We start from the raw sequence: 24,342 nt of genomic DNA, 5'->3' as shown, positions 1-24,342 counted from the left end.
CGATTCAGACCTGGGCCGGCAGTGCCCAGTCGATGGGCGCGATGCCCTTCTGTGCGAGCAGCTCGTTGGTGCGTGAGAACGGGCGGGAGCCGAAGAAGCCGCGGCTGGCCGACAGCGGCGACGGGTGCGGGGATTCGATGATGGCCACCTCGGCGGTGCCCGATGTCAGCAGGGGAGCGAGGTTGCGGGCGTCGCGACCCCAGAGGATCGCGACCAAGGGCTGATCCCGCTGGGTCAGCGCGACGATCGCCTTCTCCGTGATCTCCTCCCAGCCCTTGCCGCGATGGGAGGCGGGCTGGCCCGGAGCGACGGTGAGCGCGCGGTTGAGCAGCATCACGCCCTGCCTCGACCAGGCTCGCAGATCCCCGTGGGCGGCCGGAGCGATGCCGAGATCGGCCTCGAGCTCTTTGAAGATATTGCCCAGCGACCTCGGCAGCGGGCTGACGCCGGGGTCGACGGCGAAGGACAGTCCGATGGGATGACCGACCGTCGGATAGGGGTCCTGGCCGACGATGAGGACCTTCACTTCGCCAAGCGGTTCGGCGAAGGCGCGGAAGACGGAGTCGCCGGCGGGCAGGTACTCGCGGCCGGCTGCGAGTTCGGCGCGGAGGAAGTCGCCCATCGCGTGGATCTGATCTTCAGCTCCGGCCAGAGCGCGGGCCCAGTCGGGGGACATGATCTCGGTCATCGGAGGTCTCGTCATCATGCAGGCGAGTCTAGTGATGCGCAGCGGTTAGAGTGCATCTGACCCGTCGCGGGTGATATCGGACGCGGGTGTGCACGAAGCGCAGATCGGGTGTGCACGATCGCCTATCGAACCGGTGTTCTGCCCGCAGACGGCACGCGTTATGCTCGGCCTGAAGGAGTTCATCGTTGAACGAAAGGACCGCAATGTCGGAATTCCCCGAGGCCAAGAACTGGAAGATGCTCATCGGCGGCGAGTGGGTCGATGCCGCCGACGGCGACGTCACCGACGTCATCACGCCCATCGACCGCAATGTCGTCATCGCCAAGGTGCCCAACGGCAAGGAAGCCGACGCCGATCGTGCCGTCCAGGCCGCGCGGAAGGCCTTCCCCGAATGGGCTGCCCTGCCGTTCAAGGAGCGCCAGAAGAAGCTGATCGCCTGCGCCGATGCGCTCGACGCGGCCTCGGAGGAGCTCGCTCAGCTGACCGCGATCGACACCGGAAACGCGATTCGCACCCAGGCCCGCCCGGAGACGGTCGTCCTGGCCGACCTGTTCCGCTACATGGGCGGAGTCGCCGGTGAGGTCAAAGGCAACACACTGCCCGCCGGAGACAAGCAGCTGCAGTACACCAAGCGCGTCCCGCTGGGCGTCGTGGCGGGCATCCTGCCGTGGAACTCGCCGCTGATGATCGCGGCCTTCAAGACCCCTGCCGCGCTCGCCGCCGGCAATACGATCGTCCTCAAGTGCGCCGAGGACGCTCCTCTGACGATCCTCAAGATGGCCGAGGTCATCGCCGACATCCTGCCGGCCGGCGTGCTCAACGTCGTCACCGGCAAGGGCTCCGTCATCGGTGAGGCGCTCAACGTCCACCCCGATGTCGACAAGGTCTCGTTCACCGGTTCGACCAGCGTCGGGCGGCATGTCGCCGAGGTGGCCGGCGGTCGCCTCGCGCATTCGTCGATGGAGCTCGGCGGCAAGAGCCCGAACATCATCTTCCCGGACTCGAACGACGACGACACGCTCGAGCAGGTGCTGCTGTCCACGCGCTTCGCCCGTCAGGGACAGTCGTGCACCATGGGCTCGCGGCTGTTCCTCCACGAGGACATCTACGACGACTTCCTGGCCAAGCTCGTCGACGCCGTGTCGAAGATGAAGGTCGGCGACCCGCGCGACGAGGGCACCGACATCGGCTGCATCATCAACCAGAAGCAGTACGACCAGGTCGCCAGCTACATCGAGATGGGCAAGTCGATGGACGGTGTGGAGATCGCCTATGACGGCTCCGAGTCCCTCGAGGTCGGCGAACCGGGCTTCTACCACGCCCCCGTGATCTTCTCGAAGGCGAGGAACGACTGGCAGACCAGCCGCGAAGAGATCTTCGGCCCTGTCCTCTCGGTCATCCCGTGGAAGGACATCGACGAGGTCATCGACATGGCCAACGATTCCGACTTCGGTCTCGCGGCCTTCGTCTTCACCAAGGACGTCGACGCGGCTCTGACCATGGCCAACCGCATCGAATCCGGCTGGGTCCAGGTCAACCAGGGCGGCGGACAGCTGGCCGGTCAGTCCTATGGCGGCATGAAGACCTCGGGCTTCGGCCGGGAGGCCTCGCTGGAGGGAATGCTCGAAGGCTTCACCCAGATCAAGCAGGTCAACATCCGCATCCGCTGAGCCGACACGGTCGCCGAGTCGAACCGCCTCGGCGAGTGCACAGCCGTCCACCCCGTCGCCATCGTCATCGACCAGATGCGGTGCGGCGGGGTGAGGCCGTTTCGGGCCCGGTCGGTGTCGGCACTGTCGCGGCTGTCGTGCGCCGACTGCGCTGTCGCACCGCTGGCGGGAGTCGGTACCGCCGGGGCTGTCGCGCACCGCCGGTGCTGTCGTAGCGCCGTAGCGCCGGGGCTGTCCCACCGCCTGCGGGAGTCGGCACGCGCGACGGCCGCGAGCGAGCTCACAGCCGCGGCGACGCGCCGGAAATTCCTGTCCCGCCGATCGGGCGATAATATAGAAGTCCAGTCATCTCTCGAAGGAGCACACCCTCTATGCCGTCGAACAACGACACCTCAGAACTGAGCGAGCTCGAGGTGGCCGTTCTGGAGTTCGAGCGGCGGTGGTGGAAATACGGCGGCGCCAAGGACCATGCGATCCGTGAGCGCTTCGATATGTCGGCCACCAGCTACTTCCAGATACTGAACTCGCTTCTGGACAACCCTGCAGCTCTGGCCAACGATCCGATGCTGGTCAAGCGCCTTCGCCGGATCCGCAGCACGCGGCAGAGCGAGCGCGCCCAAGCCCGCGTCTCGAGGTAGACATGACTGACGAATTCGACGAGATCGAGCCCGGCCGGCGCAGCGGTGCCCATCGACAGGAATCCTCCGCGTCGTCGAACATCGGTGCCATCTCGCTGGTCATCGTGCTCGCACTGGTTGCGGTCCTGCTCGTCGTGGCCGCCATCAACATCATCTTCTCGTCGATGGGCAACCCCGAATCGAAGATCGCCGATCCGCCGGCCTCGGAGTCGGCCTCGGCCGAGCCCTCGCCCAGTGAGAGCGAGGTCAGCGTCGCCGACGACTCGATCACCGTCGATGTCCTCAACGGCTCCGGTGTCTCCGGCGCTGCGAAGAAGTTCTCCGAGGCGGTCGAGGACAAGGGCTGGACGCTCGGCCAGGTCGGCAACTACTCGACGAACCTCAGTGACTCGACCGTCTACTACAAGGGCGAGGAGAACGCCTCCCAGGCGAAGCTCGTCGCCGAATCGCTCGGAGTCTCGGCCACTGAGGCCTCCGAGGACTTTGACGCCGATGTCACCGTGGTGATCTGCTCGGACATCGCCGACCGCGGTCCCGAGCCCAGCGAGGGCGCCGAGTCGGCGGAGTCCGGCGACGCGAACGGCTGATCGCTGTCTCCAGCGACGCGAGCGGCTGATATAACGAATCTATAACAGTCGTGAACGGCCCGAAGCGGGATGCGCTGCTGCGGTAGAGTGACACCAGCTAGGCAAGCACAGCACCTTGTGTTCTATTCGTGCTTCACCGAGATTATTCTCCCGAGGTCAATGAGAGAAGTCGCGGGGTCGGTTGAGTTTTACTAGCTTCCGTATTCCAGATGCGGTCGCACGATCGCGGCTGAAATGCGGGATTTCAATGGCACAGCACTGTATGGAGAAGTAATGGCACAAGGTACCGTCAAGTGGTTCAACGCCGAAAAGGGCTATGGTTTCATCACCCTCGAAGGCGAAAACCAGGACGTGTTCGTCCACTGGAGCGCAATCCAGATGGACGGCTACCGCTCTCTCGAAGAGGGCCAGCAGGTTCAGTTCGAAGTAGGAGAAGGACAAAAGGGTCCTCAGGCGGAGTCCGTCACCCTCCTCTGAGACTGACTGCTGTAAGCATCTGAGAATGATCGCTGTCAGCACAGTTTTCTGATCCGCCGCGGACGGGCACCGGTTCCATCGGTATCCTTCCGCGCGGGGAAAGCGCCGAGCAGGCAACTGCTCGGCGCTTTTCAGTTGCCTGGGCGGGTGCGAGGTGAGGGAAGTATCGCCGAGAGCTCGGTCTGCGACTGACAGCCCGGTATGCAACCAGAGCTGTCAGTCGCAGACGGAGCTCTCGGCAGAGTCGTCAGTCGCAGACCGAGCTCTCGGCAGCGAGCGGGTGCCAGACGTTCGCGTTGGGCCGAACTGCCGACGTGGTGTCGCCGAACCGGTCATCGCTTCGACCGCCCCGGCTCTCATACGCCCCGAGAATCCGCGGAGGCTGGTCGAGGGACCGCCGATCCGACCAGCCTCCTGCGCCCAGCGAGTGCCTCGCCGCACTACTCGGTGCCCGTGACTGCAGGTGACGAATATTTGCACTCGCATGGTGAGAGTGCTAAATCTAGTACTGGTGAAAACCGATGGGTTCCCACCAGTCGTCTCGAGAGCGTGGTCCTTATGTGGAATGGAACATATGGGCTCACTCTCTGCCGTCGCGGGCGCTGACGACTGCTCTGGATTCCCACTTCACTCCATCAGGGAGGATCTAAGCCGCTATGGCAAAGATGATTGCATTCGACGAAGAAGCTCGTCGGGGACTCGAAGCTGGCCTCAACCAGCTCGCGGACGCGGTCAAGGTGACCCTTGGGCCCCGCGGTCGCAATGTCGTGCTCGAAAAGCAGTGGGGCGCACCGACCATCACCAACGATGGTGTCTCCATTGCCAAGGAGATCGAACTCGAGGACGCCTACGAGAAGATCGGCGCCGAGCTCGTCAAGGAAGTCGCCAAGAAGACTGACGACGTCGCAGGCGACGGAACCACCACCGCTACCGTGCTCGCTCAGGCTCTCGTCCGCGAAGGCCTGCGCAACGTGGCAGCCGGTGCTGATCCGCTCGGCCTCAAGCGCGGCATCGAGAAGGCCGTCGAGGCCGTCACGTCTGTCCTGCTGAACAACGCCATCGACATCGAGACCAAGGAACAGATCGCCGCCACCGCCGGCATCTCCGCAGGAGATCCCGCCATCGGCGAACTGATCGCCGAGGCCATCGACAAGGTCGGCAAGGAAGGCGTCGTCACCGTCGAGGAGTCCAACACCTTCGGACTCGAGCTCGAGCTGACCGAGGGTATGCGCTTCGACAAGGGCTACATCTCCGGTTACTTCGTCACCGACACCGATCGCCAGGAAGCTGTCCTTGAGGATCCCTACATCCTCATCGTCAACTCCAAGATCTCGAACGTGAAGGACCTGCTGCCCGTCCTCGAGAAGGTGCAGCAGTCGAACAAGCCGCTGTTCATCATCGCCGAAGACGTCGAGGGCGAAGCCCTGGCCGTCCTGGTGCTCAACAAGCTCAAGGGCACCTTCAAGTCCGTGGCCGTCAAGGCACCGGGCTTCGGCGACCGCCGCAAGGCGCAGCTGGCCGACATCGCCATCCTCACCGGTGGCCAGGTCGTGTCCGAGGAAGTCGGGCTGAAGCTCGACAGCGTGACCACCGACCTGCTGGGCACCGCCCGCAAGGTCGTCATCACCAAGGACGAGACCACCATCGTCGAGGGCGCAGGAGACGCCGAGGAGATCGCCGGACGCGTGGCACAGATCCGCGCCGAGATCGAGAACTCGGACTCCGACTACGACCGTGAGAAGCTGCAGGAACGTCTGGCCAAGCTGGCCGGCGGCGTTGCAGTCATCAAGGCCGGAGCCGCCACCGAGGTTGAGCTCAAGGAAACCAAGCACCGCATCGAAGATGCCGTGCGCAACGCCAAGGCTGCTGTGGAAGAGGGAATCGTCGCCGGTGGCGGCGTGTCGCTCATCCAGGCGGGCAAGACCGCTTTCGCCGACCTCGCACTCGAGGGAGACGAAGCCACCGGTGCCAACATCGTCAAGGTTGCCATCGAAGCTCCGCTCAAGCAGATCGCCACGAACGCCGGCCTCGAAGCCGGTGTGGTTGCCGACAAGGTCGCCAACCTCGAACCCGGATTCGGCCTCAACGCCGCAACCGGTGAGTACGAGGACCTGCTGGCCGCCGGCATCAACGACCCGGTCAAGGTGACCCGCTCTGCCCTGCAGAACGCCGCCTCGATCGCCGGTCTGTTCCTCACCACCGAGTCGGTCGTCGCCGATAAGCCCGAAAAGGCCGGAGCAGGTGCGGACGCAGCTGCCGGCATGGACGGCATGGGTGGAATGGGCGGCATGGGCTTCTGATAGCTCCCGTCGCTCGAAGAGCCGTGCCGGTGCCCGTAAGGACGCCGGCACGGCTCTTTCGCTTCCGTAAGGACGCCGGCATGGCTCTTTCGCTTCCGGGAGGGCGACCGGTTCGGTGGCGAACTGCCTGAGGCTGCTCAATCCCACGGGTTGTCGCGGTGATGGCGGCGACCGGAGCGTCGCCTGCGCCGCTCGTCGCGACGCGATATCTGACCGGGGGAGTAGGGCGGGATGGGCGGGTGCGGCGGCTGCAGCCCACTGCCCAGCTCGGGTTCGTAGTCCTCAGCTGAGTGCTCGCCCTTCTCGATTTCGCGTCGAGCTTCGGCATCGCCGAGGTGGGCCCGCGCTCGCCTCGTCAGCTCACGCTTGCGATTGCGGATGATCTCGTCCTTGTGAGCGATGCGGGAGATCCCGCCGAAGAACATCGGAACGATGACGAAGATCGGCCAGAAGAAGATGAACTGTCCATTGGCGAGCGATGTGAACGCCCAGATGGCGAGCATGAAGCCCGCGGGACCGGCGATGATGCCGAGCATGGATCCGCGCACCCGATCCCGGTAGTACTTCCGGGCCGCGGCATCGATCTGCTCAGGAGTGATCGGCACTCGGTCGGCCTCGAGGCGTGCCAGGGCCTGTGCCCGCCCCGCCTCGTCGAGTTCGTCGGATGTGAGCTCCGCCGGATCGGGGAGCACGAGATCGTCGACGAGTTCGGGGATCTCGCCCAAGGTCTTGAGCTTCGCAGCGGCCTCGGTGCGTTCATCGAATTCTGAGACGTCGAGCTGCCCGAGGGCATACGCCTCCGAGAGCACGTCGGCGACCACCGCCCGATCGGCGTCGGAGGCTCGGACCTGCCCATATGATCGGGGATCTGCGCTGAAACGCGACCACAGGGGACGAGCGTTCATGTTCCCTACTCTAACCCCGCCGCCAAGGTCGGACCTGGGCCAAAGGATGGAGAGCACTCGACTAGACTCGACCCCGTGGAACCCGTGGTCGTGCTCATCCTCTTCGCCGTGTTCCTCGGGGCCCTGTCCCAACGCGTCACGGGGATGGGGTTCGGGCTGGTGAGCGGTCCTTTCCTCGTCCTCCTCCTCGATCCGTTCAGCGGCATCGTCCTCGTCAACATCTGCGGAATCGCCGCCGCACTCTCGGTCTTCGCCCGCACCTTCGCCGAGGTGGAATGGCCGCCGCTGCGGCAGCTGGCCCTCGGTGCGGTGATCGGGACGGTCCCGGGAGCTCTGCTGGCCTCCAGCCTGCCCACTCCACTCCTGCAGATCCTCATCGGCTCGCTCATCGTCCTCTCACTCATCAGCTCGCTGACCCTTGGCAGGCTCGGCCATCGGATCCCCGCGAACTTCGGCACCCGTATGGCGACCGGACTGCTTTCCGGCGCCATGTCGGCCGCCGCCGGCACCGGAGGACCGGCAGTCAGCGCCTACGCGGTGCTGACGAGCTGGGAACAGCGGTCCTTCGCGGCCACCCTGCAGCCGTTCCTCGTCGTGGGGACCACCTCGGCGGTGGTGATGAAGGTGATCGTCAACGGCGGGGTCTGGCCGGATCTGGAGATCGGCACTTGGTTCGGATTGGCTCTCGTGCTCGTCGCGGGCCTCATCGGAGGTGACTGGCTGTCACGGCGCATCGAGACCTCGATCGCCCGGACCGGGATGCTCGTCCTCGCCTTCGGCGGGGGCATCTCCGCGCTGGTCAAAGGGGCTGCGGCGCTGGTGTGAACAGGAGCGCGGACTGAGCGGTTGCAGGGCACAGGTTCAGACGCCTGTCAGACTCATCGGGCATACTGTTCGAGGACAAAGTCAGCCGGGGGAGGCATGGATCGTGACCGAAGTATTTCTGTTGCTGCTCGTTGTGCTCGGGGCTGTCTTCTTCATCGGCCACCGCAAGGAGAAGCAGCGTCAGCGGGAGCTTCTCGCCGCCGAGCTCGAGCAGGTGAAGAGGACCGCCGAGGAGGACGTCACCTCGTTCGGCGAAGAGGTTGCCGAACTCGATGTCATCACCGCCGGGGTCGAACTCGACACCGGGGGAGCGCAGGACTACAAGCAGGCGCTGGATTCCTATGACATCGCCAAGGAGACCCTCGAGAAGGTAGACGAACCCTCCGACATCCGCAGCGTCACCGAGGCGCTCGAAGACGGCCGCTACGCCGCGAAGTGCGTGCGCGCCCGCGTCGAAGGCAAGCCGCTGCCCGTGCGCCGTCCGCCCTGCTTCTTCAATCCCCAGCACGGCCCTTCGGTCGAAGACATCGATTGGGCCCCGGCCGGCGGACAGCTGCGCCCCGTGCCCGTGTGCGCCGCCGACGCCGAACGCGTCGCCGTCGGCGCGGATCCGGCCGTGCGCAAAGTCGTCACCGCCGACGGACACACCCGTCGCGCCTACTGGGAGGCCGGCCCCGCCTACGCCGAATACAACCGCGGCTACTTCAACTCCTATGCTGGCTCCGGCCTGCTGCCCGGCGTCCTCATGGGTGCCATGATGTTCGGCGGAATGGGCGGCGGCTGGGACGGCGCCTACGGAGCCGATATGGGCGACGGCGGCGGAGACATGGGAGGCGACGGCGGTGGCCTCTTCGGCGGTGACGGCGGAGACGGCGGCGGCCTGTTCGGAGACGGCGGCGGCTTCGACATCGGAGACATCTTCTGATGGACACCATCGAGATCCGCGGCGAGTCGATCAAGCTCGGCCAGCTGCTCAAACTCCACGGCGTGGCCGAACACGGTGCGATGGCCAAAGACATGATCGCCGACGGTGAGGTCACCGTCAACGGCGAGGTCGAGACCCGCCGCGGCGCGACGATCCGCCCGGGCGATCGGGTCGCGGCCCTCGGCGAGGTCATCGAGGTGGCCACGGAGTAGCCGACACCGGTTCGAGGGAGTGGAACACCCACTCGACACGAAGGAGGGCGTCCCCGCGGGGACGCCCTCCTTTCATCCGGTGCTGCGGCCGGTCATTCGAGCTCTGGGGCCGCCGGGGTGTCGTTCATGCCCGGAGCGTCCCAGAGGGCCGACCAGTTCGAGGTGTCGTCCTCGAACGGCAGCTCACCGGCGAGGATGCCCTTGACCTGGATCTCCAGGGGATTGTCCCGCTGCTTCGGTCCCGACTGGACGAAGGGATAGAACGTGCCGCGTTTGTACTGATAGACCAGGGCCATGCGGCGGCCGTCGGGGTGGACGAAGTACACGGTGGTGCACAGCAGCATCGTGTCGAAGCCCTGGCTGACCAGCGCCGAGTTCACGGCGTGGATGTTCGTGACGAGGTTGACCACCTCGGCGTTCGCATCCGAGACGACCTGCCAGGTGAAGCCGTAGCCGTCGTTCTCCTGCCGCACCGAGGCGGCCGGATCGGAGCCGATGAGGGCGACGCTCTCGGACTCCGCCGTCTGGAATGCGGCCCCCTCGACCTGTCGGAAGGCGACGGCGCCGACACCGGTCGGGGTGAAGCCGGCGGCCGCCTGCAGGGTCAGCGCGGCAGGCGGCAGGGCGAAGAGGTCGTCGAGGTTGGCTCGCTTCGGTTTGGTGCGGCCGAGCAGTGCGTCGAAGAAACCCATGGGACTCCTAGTCGGGATGGTGCGGTGGGATGAGCCGGTGTTCGAGCTGACGTCACTCGGGGCGGGAGAGCTGGGCGGAGATCTTCGCCAGCTGATCGAGGCGCTTCTCCAGCGACGGGTGGGTCGAGAAGAGCTGGCCGATGGCGGCCTTGCCGCTGACAGCCGGAATCAGAGCCAGATGGTTCGCCGAGGCGGACGAACGCAGATCCTTCTCCGGAATCTTGCTCATGTCGCCGCTGAGCTTCGTCAGCGCCGAGGCCAGGGTCGAGGGCGCGCCCGTGAGGATGGCGGCAGCTCGATCGGCGGCGAGTTCCCGGTAGCGGGAGAGGCTGCGGATGAGGATGAAGGACAGACCGTAGACGACGGCTCCGACGAGGATGAACAGCAGCTGGATCGGGATGCCGTTGTTATTGTTGTTCGACCGTCCGAAGCTCATATAGTAGCCGGCTCGCATCATCAGGGCGGCGACGACGCCGGTGACTCCGGCGACGGTCATCACAGTGACGTCTCGGTGGGCGACGTGGGAGAGCTCGTGGGCGAGCACCACTTCGACCTCGTCGCGGTCGAGCTTCTCCAGCAGTCCCCGGGTCACGCACACCACGGACCGCTCGGGGGAGCGTCCGGTGGCGAAGGCGTTGGGGATCGACGAATTCGATACGGCGACCCTCGGCTTCGGCGAATCCGAGAGCTGACAGAGCCGGTCCACGATCGTGTGCAGTTCGGGCGCCTCCTGGACCGAGACCTCCCGGCCGCCCATGGCCCGCATGGCGATCTTGTCGGAGAAGTACCACTGGAAGAAGAACGCGCCGGCGCTGACGAGGACGGCGATGATGACGCCGCCGATGCTCTGGCCGATGATCCACCAGATCGCCAGGATGAGCACGACGTAGATGAGCCCATTGAGGAAGATCGTCCATCCCATCCGCATGGTCAGGCCGTTGTCCTTGACGAAGCGATTCTTCATCGTGATTCCTCTCTGGGAGTGGCAGAACCGGCCCACTGTCTCGTGTGAAGACAATGGGCCGGGTGCATCGTTGTGGTATTCGGTCTCAGGCCGGGTCCGGGATGAAGCCCTCGCCCGTGAGCAGCTCGGCGATCTCGGCCAGGGTGGCGTCGACGAACGGGATGACGACATCGGAGGACCCGAGGTAGTCATCGGAGACGGGGCTGCCATTGGCCTTGACGTATTCCTGGAGGGAGTTCAGTGCGCTTCGCACGGCTTCCTCGTTGCCGGCATTGACGGCGTCCTCGACCTGGTTGTCGTACTTCTGGAGCAGATCCTGATCGACATCGGCGACGTCGAACTGTCCTTCGCCCATGATGCGGATGATCATGCCTGGTCATCCCCTTCGAGCGACTTCTGCTGCTCCTTGTCGGATCCCGCAGGCAGGGATTCGCGCATCCGCTGCAGCTCCATCTCGACGTCGCTGTCGCTGGAGAGCGCATCGAGCTGCGCGGTGATGTCGTCCTTCGAGGTGCCCGTGACGTCCTCGAGGGCACCGGAGGCGAGCAGTTCGTCGACGGCGCCGGCGCGGGCCTGCAGCGAAGCCGTCTTGTCCTCGGCACGCTGCACGGCCATTCCGACGTCCCCGAGCTCTTCGGAGATGCCGGAGAAGGCCTCGCCGATCTTCGACTGGGCTTCGGCGGCGTTGTACGTGGCCTTCAGCGTCTCCTTCTTCGTGCGGAAGGCATCGACCTTGGCCTGCAGGCGCTGCGAGGCCAGGGTGAGCTTCTGCTCCTCGCCCTGCAGACCTTCGTGCTGGCTCTGCAGATCGGTGATCTGCTGGGTGAGCCCGGACTTGCGGGTCAGGGCCTCGCGAGCGAGGTCCTCACGACCGATCTCCATCGCCTTCTGAGCCTGGCCGGAGAGCTTGTCCTGCTGCTGTTCGAGCTGGTTGATCTGCAGCTCGAGACGCTTGCGGCTGGTGGCGACATCGGCAACACCGCGGCGGACCTTCTGCAGCAGCTCCAACTGCTTCTGGTACGAATAGTCAAGGGTTTCGTTGGGGTTCTCGGCTTTGTCCAGAGCCTTGTTGGCCTTGGCGCCGAAGATCGTCGCGATCCGTTGGAAGATGCTCATCCGTAGTCGACTCCTGCATTGGTTTGGCCCGACGCTGCCAAGCCGATCCACTCCGATCCGGAGATTCTTGGCCAACACCGCCGCGAACTATCGTTCTCAGCCTACTAAGAAAGGCTGATAGTTTGCCAGACGCCGACCACGAGAACGACGAGACTCTCGCGGCGAGATCGCGGGTGGTCAGGGGGCGAAGAGACGCGAGTTCGCGGCTTCGACCTCGGAGTACTGGCGGGCCGCTGTGTTCAAGGCCGCGTGGATGGAATCGAGGGACTCGAAGAGCTGCTTCTGCGCACCCTCCCACTGGTTGATCACGGCCTGGAAGTTCTGGGCCGCACTGCCGCGCCAGCATTCCTGGAGAGCGAGCAGATTGCGCAGCATCGTCTCGGACTCGGAGATTAGGTTGCGGGAAGTGCCCGCGGTCGCGGTGGCAGCGGACTGGACGCGTTCGGCATCGACTTCGAAGCTCATGATGACTCCTGGAGGCTGGGGTTCGCTTCTCCCACCGCATTCGGGTGGGTCGAGGCCAGTGTGGACAGGGCGGCGGGCGCCGCCAAAGGGAACGGAGAGAGGGTGTGGACAGCGTTCGGCTGTCCACACCCTCTGCATGGTCGAGTCGTGGCCGTGTCCCCAGATCTGAGCGTCCGAGTCCGCGGCAGCTGCTACTGCAGCACGAGCGTCACATCGAGCGTCTGCTCCTGTCCGCCGCGCACCACCGTGATCTCGACTGGGGTGTTCACCGGCTGGGCACGGACGAGAGCACGCAGGGCGATGGCATTGTTGACCTTCGTCCCGGCGACCTCGACGATGTCGTCGCCGTCCTTGAGCCCGGCCTTGGCCGCGGGCGAGCCCGCCTGGACCGACTGCACCTTCGCGGTGCCTCGGGTGATTCCTCCGTTGTTGATGTGGCCGTCGGTGAGCGTGATCCCGAGGAAGGGATGCAGGGCCTTGCCGTTGGCGATGAGCTGATCGGCGATCATCACGGCCTGGTTGGCGGGGATGGCGAAGCCGATGCCGATCGACCCCGACTGCTCACCTTCACCGGCCTGACTCAGCGAGGCCGCGGCCGAGTTCACTCCGATGAACCGGCCGTTGCCGTCGACGAGGGGGCCTCCGGAGTTGCCCGGGTTGATCGCGGCATCCGTCTGGATGGCGTTGGTGATCGTCAGCTCCTTCTCCTGCGAGCTCGCATCCTCACCGATGTTCTCCGTCGACACCGGACGGTCGAGGGCTGAGACGATGCCCGTGGTCACGGAGTCTGCGAGACCGAGAGGGTTGCCCAGCGCCATCACCGGATCGCCGACCTCGAGCTTCTTCGAATCACCGACTTCCAGCGGCTTCACGCCGTCGGGCACCTGCTCGAGCTTGATGATGGCGATATCCGTCGACGGGTCGCGACCGACGATTTCGGCCTTCGTCGTCTCACCGTTCTTCATGGTCACGGCGATCTCACCGCCCGGGGTGTCGGCGGGTGCGACGACGTGGTTGTTCGTGATGACGTGCCCCTGATCGTCATAGAGCGCGCCCGAACCCAGGCCCTGCACCTGACCATTGGTGCCGACCTGGATCGACATCACGCTGTCCGAAGTGTCCTCCGCGACCTGGGTCCAGTCGGGGGTCTCGATCGTCTGTTCGGCGACCTTGCGCGGCTCATCGCCCTGCAGGGCCGAGAGTGCGTAATTGCCCCCGAATGCGGCTCCGCCGCCGAGGAGAGCGGCGATCAGCGCGATCGCGATCGTCGCGCCCCACCCGGGGCCCTTCTTCTCTCGCCGAGGCGGCTGCTCCGGCCCGAAGGGACCGTATACTCCCGGTCCGCCCGGGCCGCCGGGCCCTCCCGGACCAGGCTGGGAGCCGATGCCCCCAGGCTGAGAGCCTGCAGGCGGCGGGTAGGAGCCCGTTCCCTGAGGATAAGCACCTGCGGCTGCCGGGTAGGAGCCGGTTCCGGTCGGCTGGGCGCCGGGAGCTGCGTCCGTGGGCTGGGCGCCGGGCGCCGCATAAGCGGGCTGTTCCCCACCCGCCGCGTAAGCGGAATATGCCTTGGCTGCGCCGGGATGCGCAGAGCCGGGTCCTGGATAGGCGGGCGGCTGCTGCGCCGCGCCGGGATACGCCTGCGGTCTGCTCTGATCGGAGTGCTGGGCCTGCTGCTGTTGCCAGGGCTGCTGATGGCCCGGCTGCTGTCCGCCCTGCGGGTAAGAGGACTGCTGCGGGGGCCGGTTCGTCTGCTCGCTGTTCTGTCCGGACGGATGGCCGCGTTCACCGGAGTGACCGTCCACCGGGTTCTGCGTCCGAGTGGGCTGGGCCTGGCCGGGGCGGCTGTCCTGCGGCGGGTATCCGGTCTGCGGGGAGGAGTGCGCATCGGGCCGTCGTTCGGGCGGTGCGACGGGCGGACTGACACGGGCGGGGCCGCCGGAGCTGGCCCCGGGAGCGCCCGAGCCGCTGGTCCCGGGGGCGCCGGCACCGTTGGCCCCGGCGGCGCTCGTTCCGCCGGCGCCGCCCGCGTCGCGCGGTGCGGCCGAATGGTTCGGGAATGTGCGCGGGACCTCGGCGGACGAGCCGCGTGAGCGGCCGGCAGACGGGCCACGGCGGTCGGATGCCGGTGACTCGCGCTCATCCGGGTTCGGGAACGTGCGGTGGTCCTGGTCCCCGTGCTGTCCTCGGCTGGGGGACGTCTCGCCCGGCTCCTGGGGATGATTGTTCTCGCTCATCGCTCGTCCTTTCGTGTGTCCGCAGCGGAGTCGCCGGTTTCGGAGATGGGCAGGTCGATGCGGAACGTCGCACCGCCGCCCGGGGTTTCGTGGACGGAGATCGCGCCGTGATGGTTCTCCACGATCGCCTTGACGATCGACAGTCCCAGACCGGACCCTCCGGTGTCCCTGGTCCGGGAGACGTCGAGGCGGTAGAAGCGTTCGAAGATCCGCGGCACCGATTCCGGGTCGATGCCCTCGCCGTGGTCCCTGACCTCGAAGCGGACCCGTCCGTTCGGGAAACCGCGCAGAGAGTCATCGACCGTGATCGAGCCCGCCGCCGTGACATCGGGGACGATGCCCGCCGGCTCCTGGGCATCGGCCTGATCGTTCCCGGTGGAGTCGCCTCGGCGGAAGATGCGGACCCCGCCGGTGACGAATCCGCGTTCGCGGGTCTTCTCCTTCGCTCCGTTCCGACCGTTCTGTCCCGTGGCCTCGCGGCTTTCGTCGGTGCTCTGGGATTCGGCTTCCGGCGCGCCCGGCAGACCGACGACGCCGACGGCGAATTCGATTGCGGCGTTTTCGGGAGTATGACGCACGGCGTTGCCGGCGAGGTTGACGATGACCTGGCGGATCTTCGATTCGGATCCGCGGATCATCGGCACCGGCTGCGCATCCTCCCCGTCGAGTCCGATGAAGCTGATGTCGCGGTCCGGTGCCTGGGCCGCGGCATCGGCTGCGGCATCGCGGACGACCTTGTGCAGGTCGATGGGACCGATCTCGGCAGGACGCTGTTCGTCGAGTCGGGCGAGGACGACGAGGTCGTCGACGAGCACGCCCATCCGTTTGGCCTCGGACTCCATCCGCTCCATGGCGTTGGCGACGTCCTCGGACTTCGTGATCGCACCCTGGCGGTAGAGCTCCGCATAGCCGCGGATCGTCACCAGCGGTGTCCGCAGCTCGTGCGAGGCGTCGGAGACGAACTGGCGGATGCGCTTCTCGGACCGGGTCTGGCCGTCGAAGGAGTCCTCGATGCGTCCGAGCATGGTGTTCAGCGCCGCCGAAAGACGACCGAGCTCGGTGTTGCGCGGATAGACGGGCACACGCTGGCTGAGGTCACCGCCGGCGATCCGTGAGGCGGTCTTCTCGATGTCGCGCAGCGGTCGGAACGTGTTGTTGATCGCCCAGTAGCCGACTCCTGCGACCATCGCCAGGGCCAGCAGCCCGATGCCGACCATCGTGTTGCGGGCGCGCTCGTTGATGTTGTCGATCTCGCGGTCGAAGGGCACCGCGATCGACACGAGCACGTCGGTGTTCTTGACCTTCATGGCGCGGGCACGCCACTGAGAATTCGTGCCGGCGACGGTGAACGGCTGGCCGCCCTGGGCGTAGACCTTCTGCTCGTTGATCTTCGGCAGGATCGGTCGGTTCTCCGGTTCCGGGGCGACGGGGTCGCGGATGGGTTCGCCGTCGGTGTTGTAGAACTGCACATAGAAGCCTCCGGGCAGGAGGCTGCGCAGCTGGTCCCAGGAGTTCGAATCGAGCGTCGTCGACGACGGCGCATCTTCGGCGTCGTCGGAGTCCGACCCGGACTGCAGCTCGGCCGGTTGGAACACATCATGATAGGCCTGTTTCGCCAAGGTCTCGGAGGCGCTGATGAGGCGTTCGTCAGTGCGCTGGACGAGGCTGTCGCGCAGGTTCTCCAACACCCATGCGCTCGTCCCCGTGAGGACGAGCAGCATGAGGAGCATCATGATGGCCAGCAGCTTGGTGGTCAGTGACCATTCTTCCCAGAAGCCGGGCCGGGTGGGGCGGGATTCTTTTGCCACGTATGTAATCTATCGCCCTTGCTTGGGCGACTACTTGGATTCCGGTGTGCGCAGCATGTAGCCGACACCGCGCTTGGTCTGGATCATCGGGGTCCATTCCATCTCGACCGGGTGGCCGGCGGCGTCCGTCTCCGGGGTGACGTCGATCTTGCGGCGCAGGTAGGAGATGTAGGACTCGACGATGCCGGTGTCGCCGCCGAAGTCGTACTCCCACACGTGGTCGAGGATCTGCGACTTCGACAGCACGCGGTTCGTGTTGAGCATGAGGTAGCGCAGGAGCTTGAATTCGGTGGGGGAGAGGTCGATGAGGATGCCGGAGCGGCGGACCTCGTGGGTGTCATCGTCGAGTTCCAGGTCGCCCGCGACGATGACGGCGTTCTCCTCGTCCTCGAGGCTGCGGGTGCGGCGGAGGACGGCGCGGATGCGGGCGACGACCTCTTCGAGGCTGAAGGGCTTGGTCACATAGTCATCGCCGCCGACGGTCAGACCGGTGATCTTGTCCGAGGTGTCGTCGCGGGCGGTGAGGAAGACGACGGGTGCGTTCATGCCGATCTGGCGCAGGCGTCGGGTGACGGTGAAGCCGTCCATGTCCGGCAGCATGACGTCGAGGACGAGGAGGTCGACGTCGGTCTGCTCGGCCAGGCGCAGCGCCTCGGCTCCGTTGGCGGCCGAGACGACGTCGAAACCGGCGAAGCGGAGACTGGTCGACAGGAGTTCGCGGATATTGGGCTCATCATCGACAACGAGCAGGGTGGCTTCGATGTCGGCATCGTTCTGTGCTGTAGTCATGGAACCAGTCTGAAACCCATTTCTGGGAGTCGGCTGGAGGTCAGCTGAATGCGATTGTGAAGTCCGACACAGAAAAGTTCTCAGGAAAGTCGATTCTGACCCCGAGCGAGGCCAGCGCTCTCAGGAACGCAGGGATGATTTCACGGAAAAAGGTGGTCGCGGTCAGCTCGCGCTCAGAAATCCTCGCCGAGGTGGCCGTGCGGATTCGTGCGCTGCTGACTGCCGTACGGGTTCGTGTGCTGCCGAGCACCATGGGGTCTGTGCCGCTGTCCGGAGGAGTTGCGGCTCCGTGCTGGAGAGCGCGGGCCAGAGATGCTGAAGCGCAGAACGCGGTGCGGGCGGCGGCGGTCGTACTGCACCTGCCCCATGGTGCCGAGCACCGTCGGGCGCTGCTGGACGAGATGACGGGCGAACCTGGCCCGGCCGGCCTCGTCGACGAACCGGATGGTGGCCAGCTGCGGGGCGGCGCCGCGAGGGAGGACGCCTGACCAGTAGTCGACGACGACGCCTTCGGCCAAGCCGATGTTCGGGCCGGGCGATCTGCGCAGGATGGGGCGGCGGGCGCTGCGGAACGCCAGCAGGGACAGGAGGCAGAGCGTGATGCCGGCGATGATCGAGGCGACCTGCCATCCGGGTGCGGCGCTCAGCATGGCAGGGGTGAAGCAGAGGCCCAGTCCGGCGCCGACGCCGATCGCCGCCAGCTGATAGCGGAAGAAGCGCGAGAGGCTGCCCCCGGTGCGGACGCGGCCGAGCGCGGCACGGATGAGCGCATGGCCGATGAGAATGAACGCGAGCGTCGCCGCGAGAGTGAGGCCGAAGAGGGGCAGGTTCGCGTCGAGGTCCTCGCCGGGGACGGCGAGCAGGACGGTCATCGGTGAGATGGCGAAGCCGGCTGCCATGCTAGTCGTGGCGAGCATGCCGGCCGAGCCGCCGGCCAGTCTCCGGGCGCCGGTGATGGGCAGGGGCTGCAGGGACATGGCCTGACCGTTCATACGGACTGTCGGGCGCGGAACGCGGCGACATGGGTGCGGTTGGCGCAGCCGCCGGTATCGCAGAAGCGCTTCGAGCGGTTGCGGCTGAAGTCGGCGAGGTAGGCGCGGCAGTCCTCGGCGGCGCAGCGACCGAGCCGGTCGAGGTCCCCGGAGCGGATGAGGTCGATGAGGACGAGTGCGACATCGGCGGCCACGCGGTCGGCGAGACTCGCTTGAGCGCCCGTGGCGTGCAAGTGCCAGTCCCAGCCGTCGTGTTTGACCAATTGCGGCACGGAGCCGGAGTCACTGAGCGTGAGATTGATCTCATCGACGACCGCGATCGTGCCGGCTTCGACCTCGTCTTCGGTCTCGGCGTCGATGCTCGAGTCGAGGGCGGCGGCGAATCTCGCACGCAGGCGCACCGTCTCCTCGATGTCGGTCTGTGTGGCGACCAGCGGGCCTGAGAAGTCGTGTCGGGCCGCGAATTCGCGGAGTGCGGCGGTCGTCGTCAGCTCGTCGCCGTCGGCGGCGACGTCTCCGGAGGTGTTGAGGAGGTCGACGAGCATCGTGAGGTTCGCGCGGATGTCATAGGCAAAGGTCATAGCGGAGCCCATTCTGCCACAGCATGTAAGTACCAAAATGCATTTGACTCATTTCATTTTCGTGATCGATACTGAAGCAGTACGACGGGTGTGTGCGAAGCCGCCCCCCGGTCCCGCGAAGCATGCAGCGTGCATACGCCGACGTCGAGTCACCTCGGCCCGGGACCCGTCCGTCGTCCCACCCATCCGCGCATCAGCACTTCAGGAGGTCAGGTATGAGTCGTTCCGTCATCGTGGGGTTCCTGCTCACCCTTGCCTCCGCGTTCTTCTTCGCGGTCTCGGGGCCGATCGCGAAGACGATGTACGCGATCGGATGGACCCCGGGGTCGGTCGTGCTCATCCGTCTGGCCGGCTCGGCGGTCCTGCTGCTCATCCCCACCCTCATCGCACTGCGCGGCAGGTGGGACGAAGTGCTCAGGCACTGGCGCACCGTCGTCACCTACGGGCTGGTCTCGATGGCCGGCGTCCAGGGCTTCTACTTCGTGGCCGTCGAACACCTCACCGTGGCCGTGGCCCTGCTGCTCGAGATGACCGCGCCGATGCTCATCGTCTTCTGGATCTGGGCCCGGACGCGGACGAGGCCGGCGACGGTGACGTTCATCGGGGTCGTGGTCTCGATGATCGGACTCGTGCTCGTCCTCAACCTCCGCAACTCCTCGATCAGCCTCTTCGGCGTCGTCATGGCGATGGCCGCAGCAGTGTGCCTGGCCAGCTACTTCCTCGTCTCGGCGAAGGACACGATCACCATTCCGCCGGTTGCGCTGACCGGACTGGGAATGGGGATCGGCGCACTGGCGATGTCGCTCATCGTGCTCGTCGGGGTCATGCCCGCTGGCGCGGTGACCGCCGATGTCGACTTCGGCGGGATCGCGATGTCGTGGATCGTGCCGATGTCGATGATCGTCGTCTTCACCGTCGGCGCCTACATCACCGGCATCCTCGGGCTGCGCTACATCGGCGCGACCGTCGGCTCCTTCGTCAACCTCGTCGAGGTGCCGTTCTCCGTCATCGTCGCCTGGCTCGTGCTCTTCGAGATGCCCGCGCCGATCCAGCTCTTCGGCGGTGTGTTCATCCTCGGCGGCGTCGGCTTCATCAAATGGGGCGAGGCCAGGCTGGCCCGCCGTGTGGCCCGGCGCGAGGTCGTCGCCCGGTCGGGTGACGCCGCCCTCGTCGAGGCCTGACCGGCAGTTCTCAGCGGACCTCGATGCTGTAGCCGTAGCCCTGCTCGGTGAGGAAGCGGCGGCGCTGCGCGGCGAAGTGCTCATCGACGGTATCGGCGGCGACCACGGTGTAGAAGGTGGCCGAGCCCTGATCGTCCTTCGGCCGCAGGATCCGCCCGAGCCGCTGGGCCTCCTCCTGCCGCGAGCCGAAGGCGCCGGAGACCTGGATCGCCACCGAGGCGGCCGGCAGATCCACGGAGAAGTTCGCGACCTTCGAGACCACGAGCACCGGAATCTCGCCCGACCGGAATTCGCGGAAGAGCTCCTGACGCTGTGATTCCGGGGTCTGGCCCGTGAGCACAGGCGCGCCCAGTTCGGCCCCGATCTCCTCGAGCTGGTCGAGGTACTGGCCGATGACGAGGATCTGCGCATCCGGGTGGTCGGCGACGAGTTCGGACACGACCGGCAGCTTCGCATCCGAGGTCGCGGCCAAGCGGTACCGGTCCTCGCCGTCGGCGCGGGCATAGGCCGTCCGCGTCCCAGCGTCGAGGCGCACCCGCACCTCATGGCAGGCCGCCGAGGCGATGTAGCCGAGTCGTTCGAGCTCCTTCCACGGAACCTCGTACTGCTTGGGTCCGATGAGGGAGAACACCTCGTCCTCCCGCCCGTCCTCACGGACGAGGGTCGCGGTCAGGCCCAGGCGGCGCCGGGCCTGCAGGCTCGCGGTCAGCCGGAAGATCGGTGCCGGCAGCAGGTGCACCTCGTCATAGATGACCAGCCCCCAGTCCTTGGCGTCGAGGAGTTCGAGGTGGAGATAGGAGCCCTTCCGCCTGGTGGTCAGCACCTGGTAGGTGGCGATGGTGATCGGACGGATCTCCTTCGTCGATCCCGAGTACTCGCCGATCTCGTCCTCGGTCAGTGTGGTCCGTGCCAGGATCTCGTCCTTCCACTGCTTCGCGGACACCGAGTTCGTCACGAGGATGAGCGTCGTCGTCTGCACCCGCGACATCGTGGCCACCCCCACGATGGTCTTCCCCGCCCCGCAGGGGAGCACGACGACTCCGGATTCGCCTGACAGCGACTGGTCGATGGCCTGCCTCTGGTAGTCGCGCAGATGCCACTTCCCGCCGTGGGCGTCATCGGACAGATCGATCTCGTGGGCCTCTCCGTCGACGTAGCCGGCATGGTCGGAGACCGGGTGGCCCAGCTGCAGCAGAGCATGCTTGAGCTCGCCGCGCTCCGAAGGATGGACGAGCACGGATTCCGCGTCGATGCGCTTGCCGAACTTGCCGACCAGATCGGGCTGTTCGCCGAGCTCATCGAGCAGCTTCGTCTCCGTCGAGGTCAGCGTCAGCCCGTGGAGCGGATGGTCGATGAGGGTGAGCACACCGAAGCGGTCCATGATGTCGACGATGTCGACGAGCAGTTCGTGCGGGACCGGGTACTTCGCGAACTCGAGCAAGACGTCGACGACGGACTCGGCGTCGTGACCGCTGGCGCGGGCGTTCCACAGTCCCAGCGGCGTGATCGTGTAAGTGTGGATGTACTCGGGGGTCCGTGACAGCTGCGCGAACGGGGCGATCGCCACGGCCGCCTCGACGGCTTGGGGGTGTCCCGATTCCAGCAGCACAGTCCGATCGGACTGTACGATCAGCGGACCATTCATTCAGACTCCCTTCCAGAGCGCGATGACACCAGAGGGGACAACGCGGACATCCCTCGAATTGTTCCCCTTCCCCGGCACGAGGTGGCAGCGGCGGGCCTCTAGGCGGTGAGGAAGGGTCAGGGGCGGGGCTCGGCGGGCTCGACGCTGACGATGCGGGCGATCGACAGGGACGCCTCGGCGCCGGTGCTCGTGACCGTTCCGCGCACCCGCCCGGCGTTTAGCGTGGCCGGCAGCATCTCGATGGCGCGCTCGCGTCCCTGCGAATCCGCGATCCGGATGAGGACCCGATGCTTGGACTCGGCGGCCTCACGGAGGCGATCCATGAGCCCCAAGGGCTCGTCCGTGCTCGCCGGCGCCTGCGTTCCGGTCGGCGAAGAGCGCAGGATCCGGATGTACTCGCCGAGGTGGCCGTCCGTCACGCGCGGACGCCTCCGCACGTTGACCTCCGGTTCGGACTGGGTGATGACCCGTCGCCTGCGCGGGGGCGTCCCCGCCGAATGGAGCAGGGCGTGATGGTCGCCGGCCTCGAGCAGGTGCATGGTCCGCTCCGGTCCGAGCTGGGCGATCGCCACCGTCGGGGCCAGTCGTTCGAGACCGGCGGGCAGCATCGCCTGATCGGAGAGGATGACGTCGAGGTCGACCGGGTCGTCGACGATGAGCACGGCTCGGGCTCCGGCCACGCGGACCCGGCGCAGCTTCGACGCGGTGTTGCGCACGAGGAAGTCCAGGGTCGAGGGCAGCTCCTCGACGCTGATCTCGGCGAGCTCTGCCAGAGCGTCCTCCGGGCTCAGCCCCGTCTGCATGCTCGCCTCGATCGTCTCTGCGTCGATGCGGTAGACCGTGCCCTGACCGCGGGCCTCGACGACCGCGAAGCGACGGAGGATGTGATGGACCCGCGGTTCGATCGGCCCGGTCGCCACGGCCGTGAGGTCGGACTGGATGAGCACCTTGTCCACTTCGCTTCCCAGTCCGTCGGTGACGGCGGCGATGACGTTCCCGGGCACTTGGACGGCTTCGAGGCCGATGCCCAGCGGTTCGATCGACGGGTCCTGGCGGGCGTGCTCGGCCATCGCCGTGTCCAGACCGGCGGCCAGGAGGAGGCCGAAGCGGCTGGGCCCGAAGTGCTCGGACTGCTGCAGGGGAGTGGTCGCCAGGCCCAGGCTCACGCACGTGTGGAGCACGGATTCGGTCATGGCGAGCTCATGGGCCTGCAGGAGCGGATGCCGGCGCAGCACCTCGGCGTGGATCCACTGCGCCGACCGTGCCGTGCCGAGGCCGATGTCGTGGAGGACGCTGAGGACGCTCAGCCGCAGCATCGGCATCGCCGGCACGGACTGCGCAGAGCCTTTGAAGAGGGCCTTCTTCGGCGAGGCGAGCACCGTGAGGCGTTCGTTCTCGCTCGCCCCGGCCGCCAGCTGCGTGGCATCGAGGGGCTCGCGCAGCCAGGCGCCCACGAGTGCGGCCCAGAGCTCGGCGCGATCGCCGGCGAGGGCCGAGTCGGCGTCGTCGGCGGCCGTCCACTGCGGGTCGAGGGCGTCGTCGAGGACGCCGATGAGGTGGAGGGACTTCGCTGCCAGCAGCAGCGTGATGGTCTGCTCGAGTCCCAGGTCGAGGGTGCGGGCGAGCCGGGACACGTCCCGTTTGGAGATCCCGCCGCTGGTCAGCCGGGAGATCGGGGCGACCGCGAGTTCGTCGACGAGGCCGCGCAGGGATGAGATCACCTCGGCGACGGCGGCCTGTTCGCTGTTGTGGATGAGCGGTCGGCCGATCGTCGCGGTGCTCGGATCGACGGAGGCCGGATCGATCTGCCACGGTCGGGCACGGGCGGATTCGGCCGCCGAGGTCGGCAGGAGGGTGATCGCCTCGGACTGGATCCGCCAGACGCCGCTGCCGGACGTCGGCCAGGCCAGGCCGAGGTCGCGCAGTCGGGGCAGGGCCGCCTCGGCGCGGGCGGGATCGATATGGGGATTCTCACCGACCGCGATCTCCGGTGTGGTGCGGGCGGCCGTGGCCAGGCTGATGAGGACTTCGAGCTCCTCGGCGTCGAGGGCCTCGATGCCGCGGGAGACGCCGATGCGCGAAGACGCAGCCGCCGCGAGGGCGCCGATCGTCGGTGACTCGGGTTGGAGGAGGTCGCGTCGCGTCCGGACGAAGGACTCGAACTCGACATCTGCACTGTGGGACAGCCACTGGCTGAAGGTCATTGACATCGCAGCTCAGTCTATCGCGAGGGGTACAATGGAGGGGCAGAACAGGAACAGGGATCACAGGGAAGGACGCGCATTGTCAGCCAATCGAGTCGACACGGCAATAGTCGTCGCAGCGGTTGCCGCCGCCGCCATCGGAGCGCTCGGCCTCATCGGTGTCCTCGGCCAAGCGTGGATGGGTCTCACACCCAGTCCGTTCCTCACCTATCTGCCCATGCTCCTCTTGCCCATCGCCATCGCTCTGGCCTGCGTGACCATGGTCCGCGCGGCACTCAGACGCAGACAGACCGAGGTGGGCCGCAGCTGATTTCACCGCCCGTGCCGCAGAACCCGGACAGGGGACCGGGCACGGGCCGAGCACACGCCGAATGAACCCGGCGTCGAGCGATACCGGCACCATCGGAACGGCCACGATCGCCTCCCCGCCGAGGCGGCCGGACC

The 24,342-nt window shown here is 66.5% G+C and carries 24 protein-coding genes; 10 read left to right on the top strand and 14 right to left on the bottom strand.

Going from position 1 to position 24,342, the window contains the following annotated elements; translation table 11 throughout:
* Positions 1-4: 4 nt before the first annotated feature.
* The gene (locus IHE57_RS03510; protein ID WP_209370828.1) at positions 5-706 is read right to left on the bottom strand and encodes a uracil-DNA glycosylase; all 702 of its coding nucleotides are present in this window, start codon (positions 704-706) and stop codon (positions 5-7) included.
* A 185-nt stretch (positions 707-891) separates the two neighbouring features.
* On the opposite strand from IHE57_RS03510, the gene IHE57_RS03505 reads away from it, so the two are divergent.
* The 5 genes from IHE57_RS03505 to groL all read left to right on the top strand — a co-directional run bounded on the left by IHE57_RS03505 (position 892) and on the right by groL (position 6,360).
* Positions 892-2,358, top strand: a complete 1,467-nt coding sequence (locus IHE57_RS03505; RefSeq protein ID WP_209323851.1) for an aldehyde dehydrogenase family protein — start codon at positions 892-894, stop codon at positions 2,356-2,358.
* Positions 2,359-2,729: 371 nt separating this feature from the next.
* Positions 2,730-2,996, top strand: coding sequence for a DUF3263 domain-containing protein (locus IHE57_RS03500; protein ID WP_209370826.1), 267 nt, complete (start codon positions 2,730-2,732; stop codon positions 2,994-2,996).
* A 2-nt stretch (positions 2,997-2,998) separates the two neighbouring features.
* Positions 2,999-3,583 (top strand): LytR C-terminal domain-containing protein, encoded by a 585-nt coding sequence (locus IHE57_RS03495; RefSeq protein ID WP_209323850.1) that lies wholly within the window; start codon positions 2,999-3,001, stop codon positions 3,581-3,583.
* A gap of 273 nt (positions 3,584-3,856) precedes the next feature.
* Complete coding sequence (locus tag IHE57_RS03490; RefSeq protein ID WP_152346823.1) at positions 3,857-4,060, top strand: cold-shock protein; 204 nt, start codon at positions 3,857-3,859, stop codon at positions 4,058-4,060.
* A 656-nt stretch (positions 4,061-4,716) separates the two neighbouring features.
* A complete protein-coding gene (gene groL, locus IHE57_RS03485; RefSeq protein WP_209323849.1) occupies positions 4,717-6,360 on the top strand; it encodes a chaperonin GroEL in 1,644 nt (547 codons plus the stop codon).
* Between the two features lie 137 nt (positions 6,361-6,497).
* On the opposite strand, the gene IHE57_RS03480 is transcribed toward groL, so the two are convergent.
* Positions 6,498-7,265: a DUF1707 SHOCT-like domain-containing protein gene (locus IHE57_RS03480; RefSeq protein WP_209370822.1), complete on the bottom strand. Its 768-nt coding sequence runs from the start codon at positions 7,263-7,265 to the stop codon at positions 6,498-6,500.
* A gap of 75 nt (positions 7,266-7,340) precedes the next feature.
* Between IHE57_RS03480 and IHE57_RS03475 the strand changes: the two genes are divergently transcribed.
* The 3 genes from IHE57_RS03475 (at position 7,341) to IHE57_RS03465 (ending at position 9,227) form a co-directional block, all read left to right on the top strand.
* Positions 7,341-8,090, top strand: a complete 750-nt coding sequence (locus IHE57_RS03475) for a TSUP family transporter (RefSeq protein ID WP_209370821.1) — start codon at positions 7,341-7,343, stop codon at positions 8,088-8,090.
* A gap of 103 nt (positions 8,091-8,193) precedes the next feature.
* A complete protein-coding gene (locus IHE57_RS03470; protein ID WP_209370820.1) occupies positions 8,194-9,015 on the top strand; it encodes a hypothetical protein in 822 nt (273 codons plus the stop codon).
* Positions 9,015-9,227, top strand: a complete 213-nt coding sequence (locus IHE57_RS03465; protein WP_209370818.1) for an RNA-binding S4 domain-containing protein — start codon at positions 9,015-9,017, stop codon at positions 9,225-9,227. Before IHE57_RS03470 ends, IHE57_RS03465 begins: the two co-directional genes overlap by 1 nt.
* Before the next feature lie 92 nt (positions 9,228-9,319).
* On the opposite strand, the gene pspAB is transcribed toward IHE57_RS03465, so the two are convergent.
* From pspAB to IHE57_RS03415, 10 genes are all read right to left on the bottom strand, one after another.
* Complete coding sequence (gene pspAB / locus IHE57_RS03460) at positions 9,320-9,919, bottom strand: PspA-associated protein PspAB (RefSeq protein WP_209370817.1); 600 nt, start codon at positions 9,917-9,919, stop codon at positions 9,320-9,322.
* A gap of 52 nt (positions 9,920-9,971) precedes the next feature.
* Positions 9,972-10,883 (bottom strand): zinc metalloprotease HtpX, encoded by a 912-nt coding sequence (gene htpX / locus IHE57_RS03455; protein ID WP_209323843.1) that lies wholly within the window; start codon positions 10,881-10,883, stop codon positions 9,972-9,974.
* Positions 10,884-10,968: 85 nt separating this feature from the next.
* Positions 10,969-11,253 carry a PspA-associated protein PspAA gene (gene pspAA / locus IHE57_RS03450; RefSeq protein WP_209370816.1) on the bottom strand — a complete coding sequence of 95 codons (285 nt, stop codon included), beginning with the start codon at positions 11,251-11,253 and terminating at the stop codon, positions 10,969-10,971.
* Positions 11,250-11,999, bottom strand: a complete 750-nt coding sequence (locus tag IHE57_RS03445) for a PspA/IM30 family protein (RefSeq protein ID WP_209323841.1) — start codon at positions 11,997-11,999, stop codon at positions 11,250-11,252. The genes pspAA and IHE57_RS03445 overlap by 4 nt, the downstream gene beginning before the upstream one ends.
* Positions 12,000-12,176: 177 nt before the next feature.
* Positions 12,177-12,464, bottom strand: coding sequence for a WXG100 family type VII secretion target (locus IHE57_RS03440; protein WP_209323840.1), 288 nt, complete (start codon positions 12,462-12,464; stop codon positions 12,177-12,179).
* Positions 12,465-12,655: 191 nt separating this feature from the next.
* Positions 12,656-14,698, bottom strand: a complete 2,043-nt coding sequence (locus IHE57_RS03435; protein ID WP_209370815.1) for a trypsin-like peptidase domain-containing protein — start codon at positions 14,696-14,698, stop codon at positions 12,656-12,658.
* Positions 14,695-16,506, bottom strand: a complete 1,812-nt coding sequence (locus IHE57_RS03430; RefSeq protein ID WP_209370814.1) for a sensor histidine kinase — start codon at positions 16,504-16,506, stop codon at positions 14,695-14,697. Before IHE57_RS03430 ends, IHE57_RS03435 begins: the two co-directional genes overlap by 4 nt.
* A gap of 30 nt (positions 16,507-16,536) precedes the next feature.
* Entirely contained in the window at positions 16,537-17,295 is a 759-nt protein-coding gene (locus IHE57_RS03425) for a response regulator transcription factor (protein WP_209323837.1), read from the bottom strand.
* A gap of 173 nt (positions 17,296-17,468) precedes the next feature.
* On the bottom strand, positions 17,469-18,272 hold the full coding sequence (locus tag IHE57_RS03420) for a hypothetical protein (protein WP_209370813.1): 804 nt from the start codon (positions 18,270-18,272) through the stop codon (positions 17,469-17,471).
* 11 nt (positions 18,273-18,283) lie between these two features.
* Positions 18,284-18,868, bottom strand: coding sequence for a CGNR zinc finger domain-containing protein (locus tag IHE57_RS03415; RefSeq protein WP_209370812.1), 585 nt, complete (start codon positions 18,866-18,868; stop codon positions 18,284-18,286).
* 215 nt (positions 18,869-19,083) lie between these two features.
* Between IHE57_RS03415 and IHE57_RS03410 the strand changes: the two genes are divergently transcribed.
* Positions 19,084-20,049, top strand: coding sequence for an EamA family transporter (locus IHE57_RS03410; RefSeq protein WP_216629506.1), 966 nt, complete (start codon positions 19,084-19,086; stop codon positions 20,047-20,049).
* A 10-nt stretch (positions 20,050-20,059) separates the two neighbouring features.
* Here the strand turns inward: IHE57_RS03410 and IHE57_RS03405 are convergent, their stop codons facing one another.
* Both IHE57_RS03405 and IHE57_RS03400 read right to left on the bottom strand, forming a co-directional pair.
* Positions 20,060-21,694 carry a DNA repair helicase XPB gene (locus tag IHE57_RS03405; protein WP_209370810.1) on the bottom strand — a complete coding sequence of 545 codons (1,635 nt, stop codon included), beginning with the start codon at positions 21,692-21,694 and terminating at the stop codon, positions 20,060-20,062.
* A 116-nt stretch (positions 21,695-21,810) separates the two neighbouring features.
* Positions 21,811-23,904 carry a helicase-associated domain-containing protein gene (locus IHE57_RS03400; protein ID WP_253719867.1) on the bottom strand — a complete coding sequence of 698 codons (2,094 nt, stop codon included), beginning with the start codon at positions 23,902-23,904 and terminating at the stop codon, positions 21,811-21,813.
* Positions 23,905-23,977: 73 nt separating this feature from the next.
* Here IHE57_RS03400 and IHE57_RS03395 point away from each other — a divergent pair, with 73 nt between their 5' ends.
* Positions 23,978-24,208 carry a hypothetical protein gene (locus tag IHE57_RS03395; protein ID WP_209370808.1) on the top strand — a complete coding sequence of 77 codons (231 nt, stop codon included), beginning with the start codon at positions 23,978-23,980 and terminating at the stop codon, positions 24,206-24,208.
* Positions 24,209-24,342: the final 134 nt, after the last annotated feature.

The organism is Brevibacterium renqingii, from assembly GCF_017808105.1.
GTDB classification, from domain to species: domain Bacteria; phylum Actinomycetota; class Actinomycetes; order Actinomycetales; family Brevibacteriaceae; genus Brevibacterium; species Brevibacterium renqingii.
Note: the sequence above shows the minus strand (reverse complement) of the source record. Positions and strands in the feature narration are given on the sequence as shown.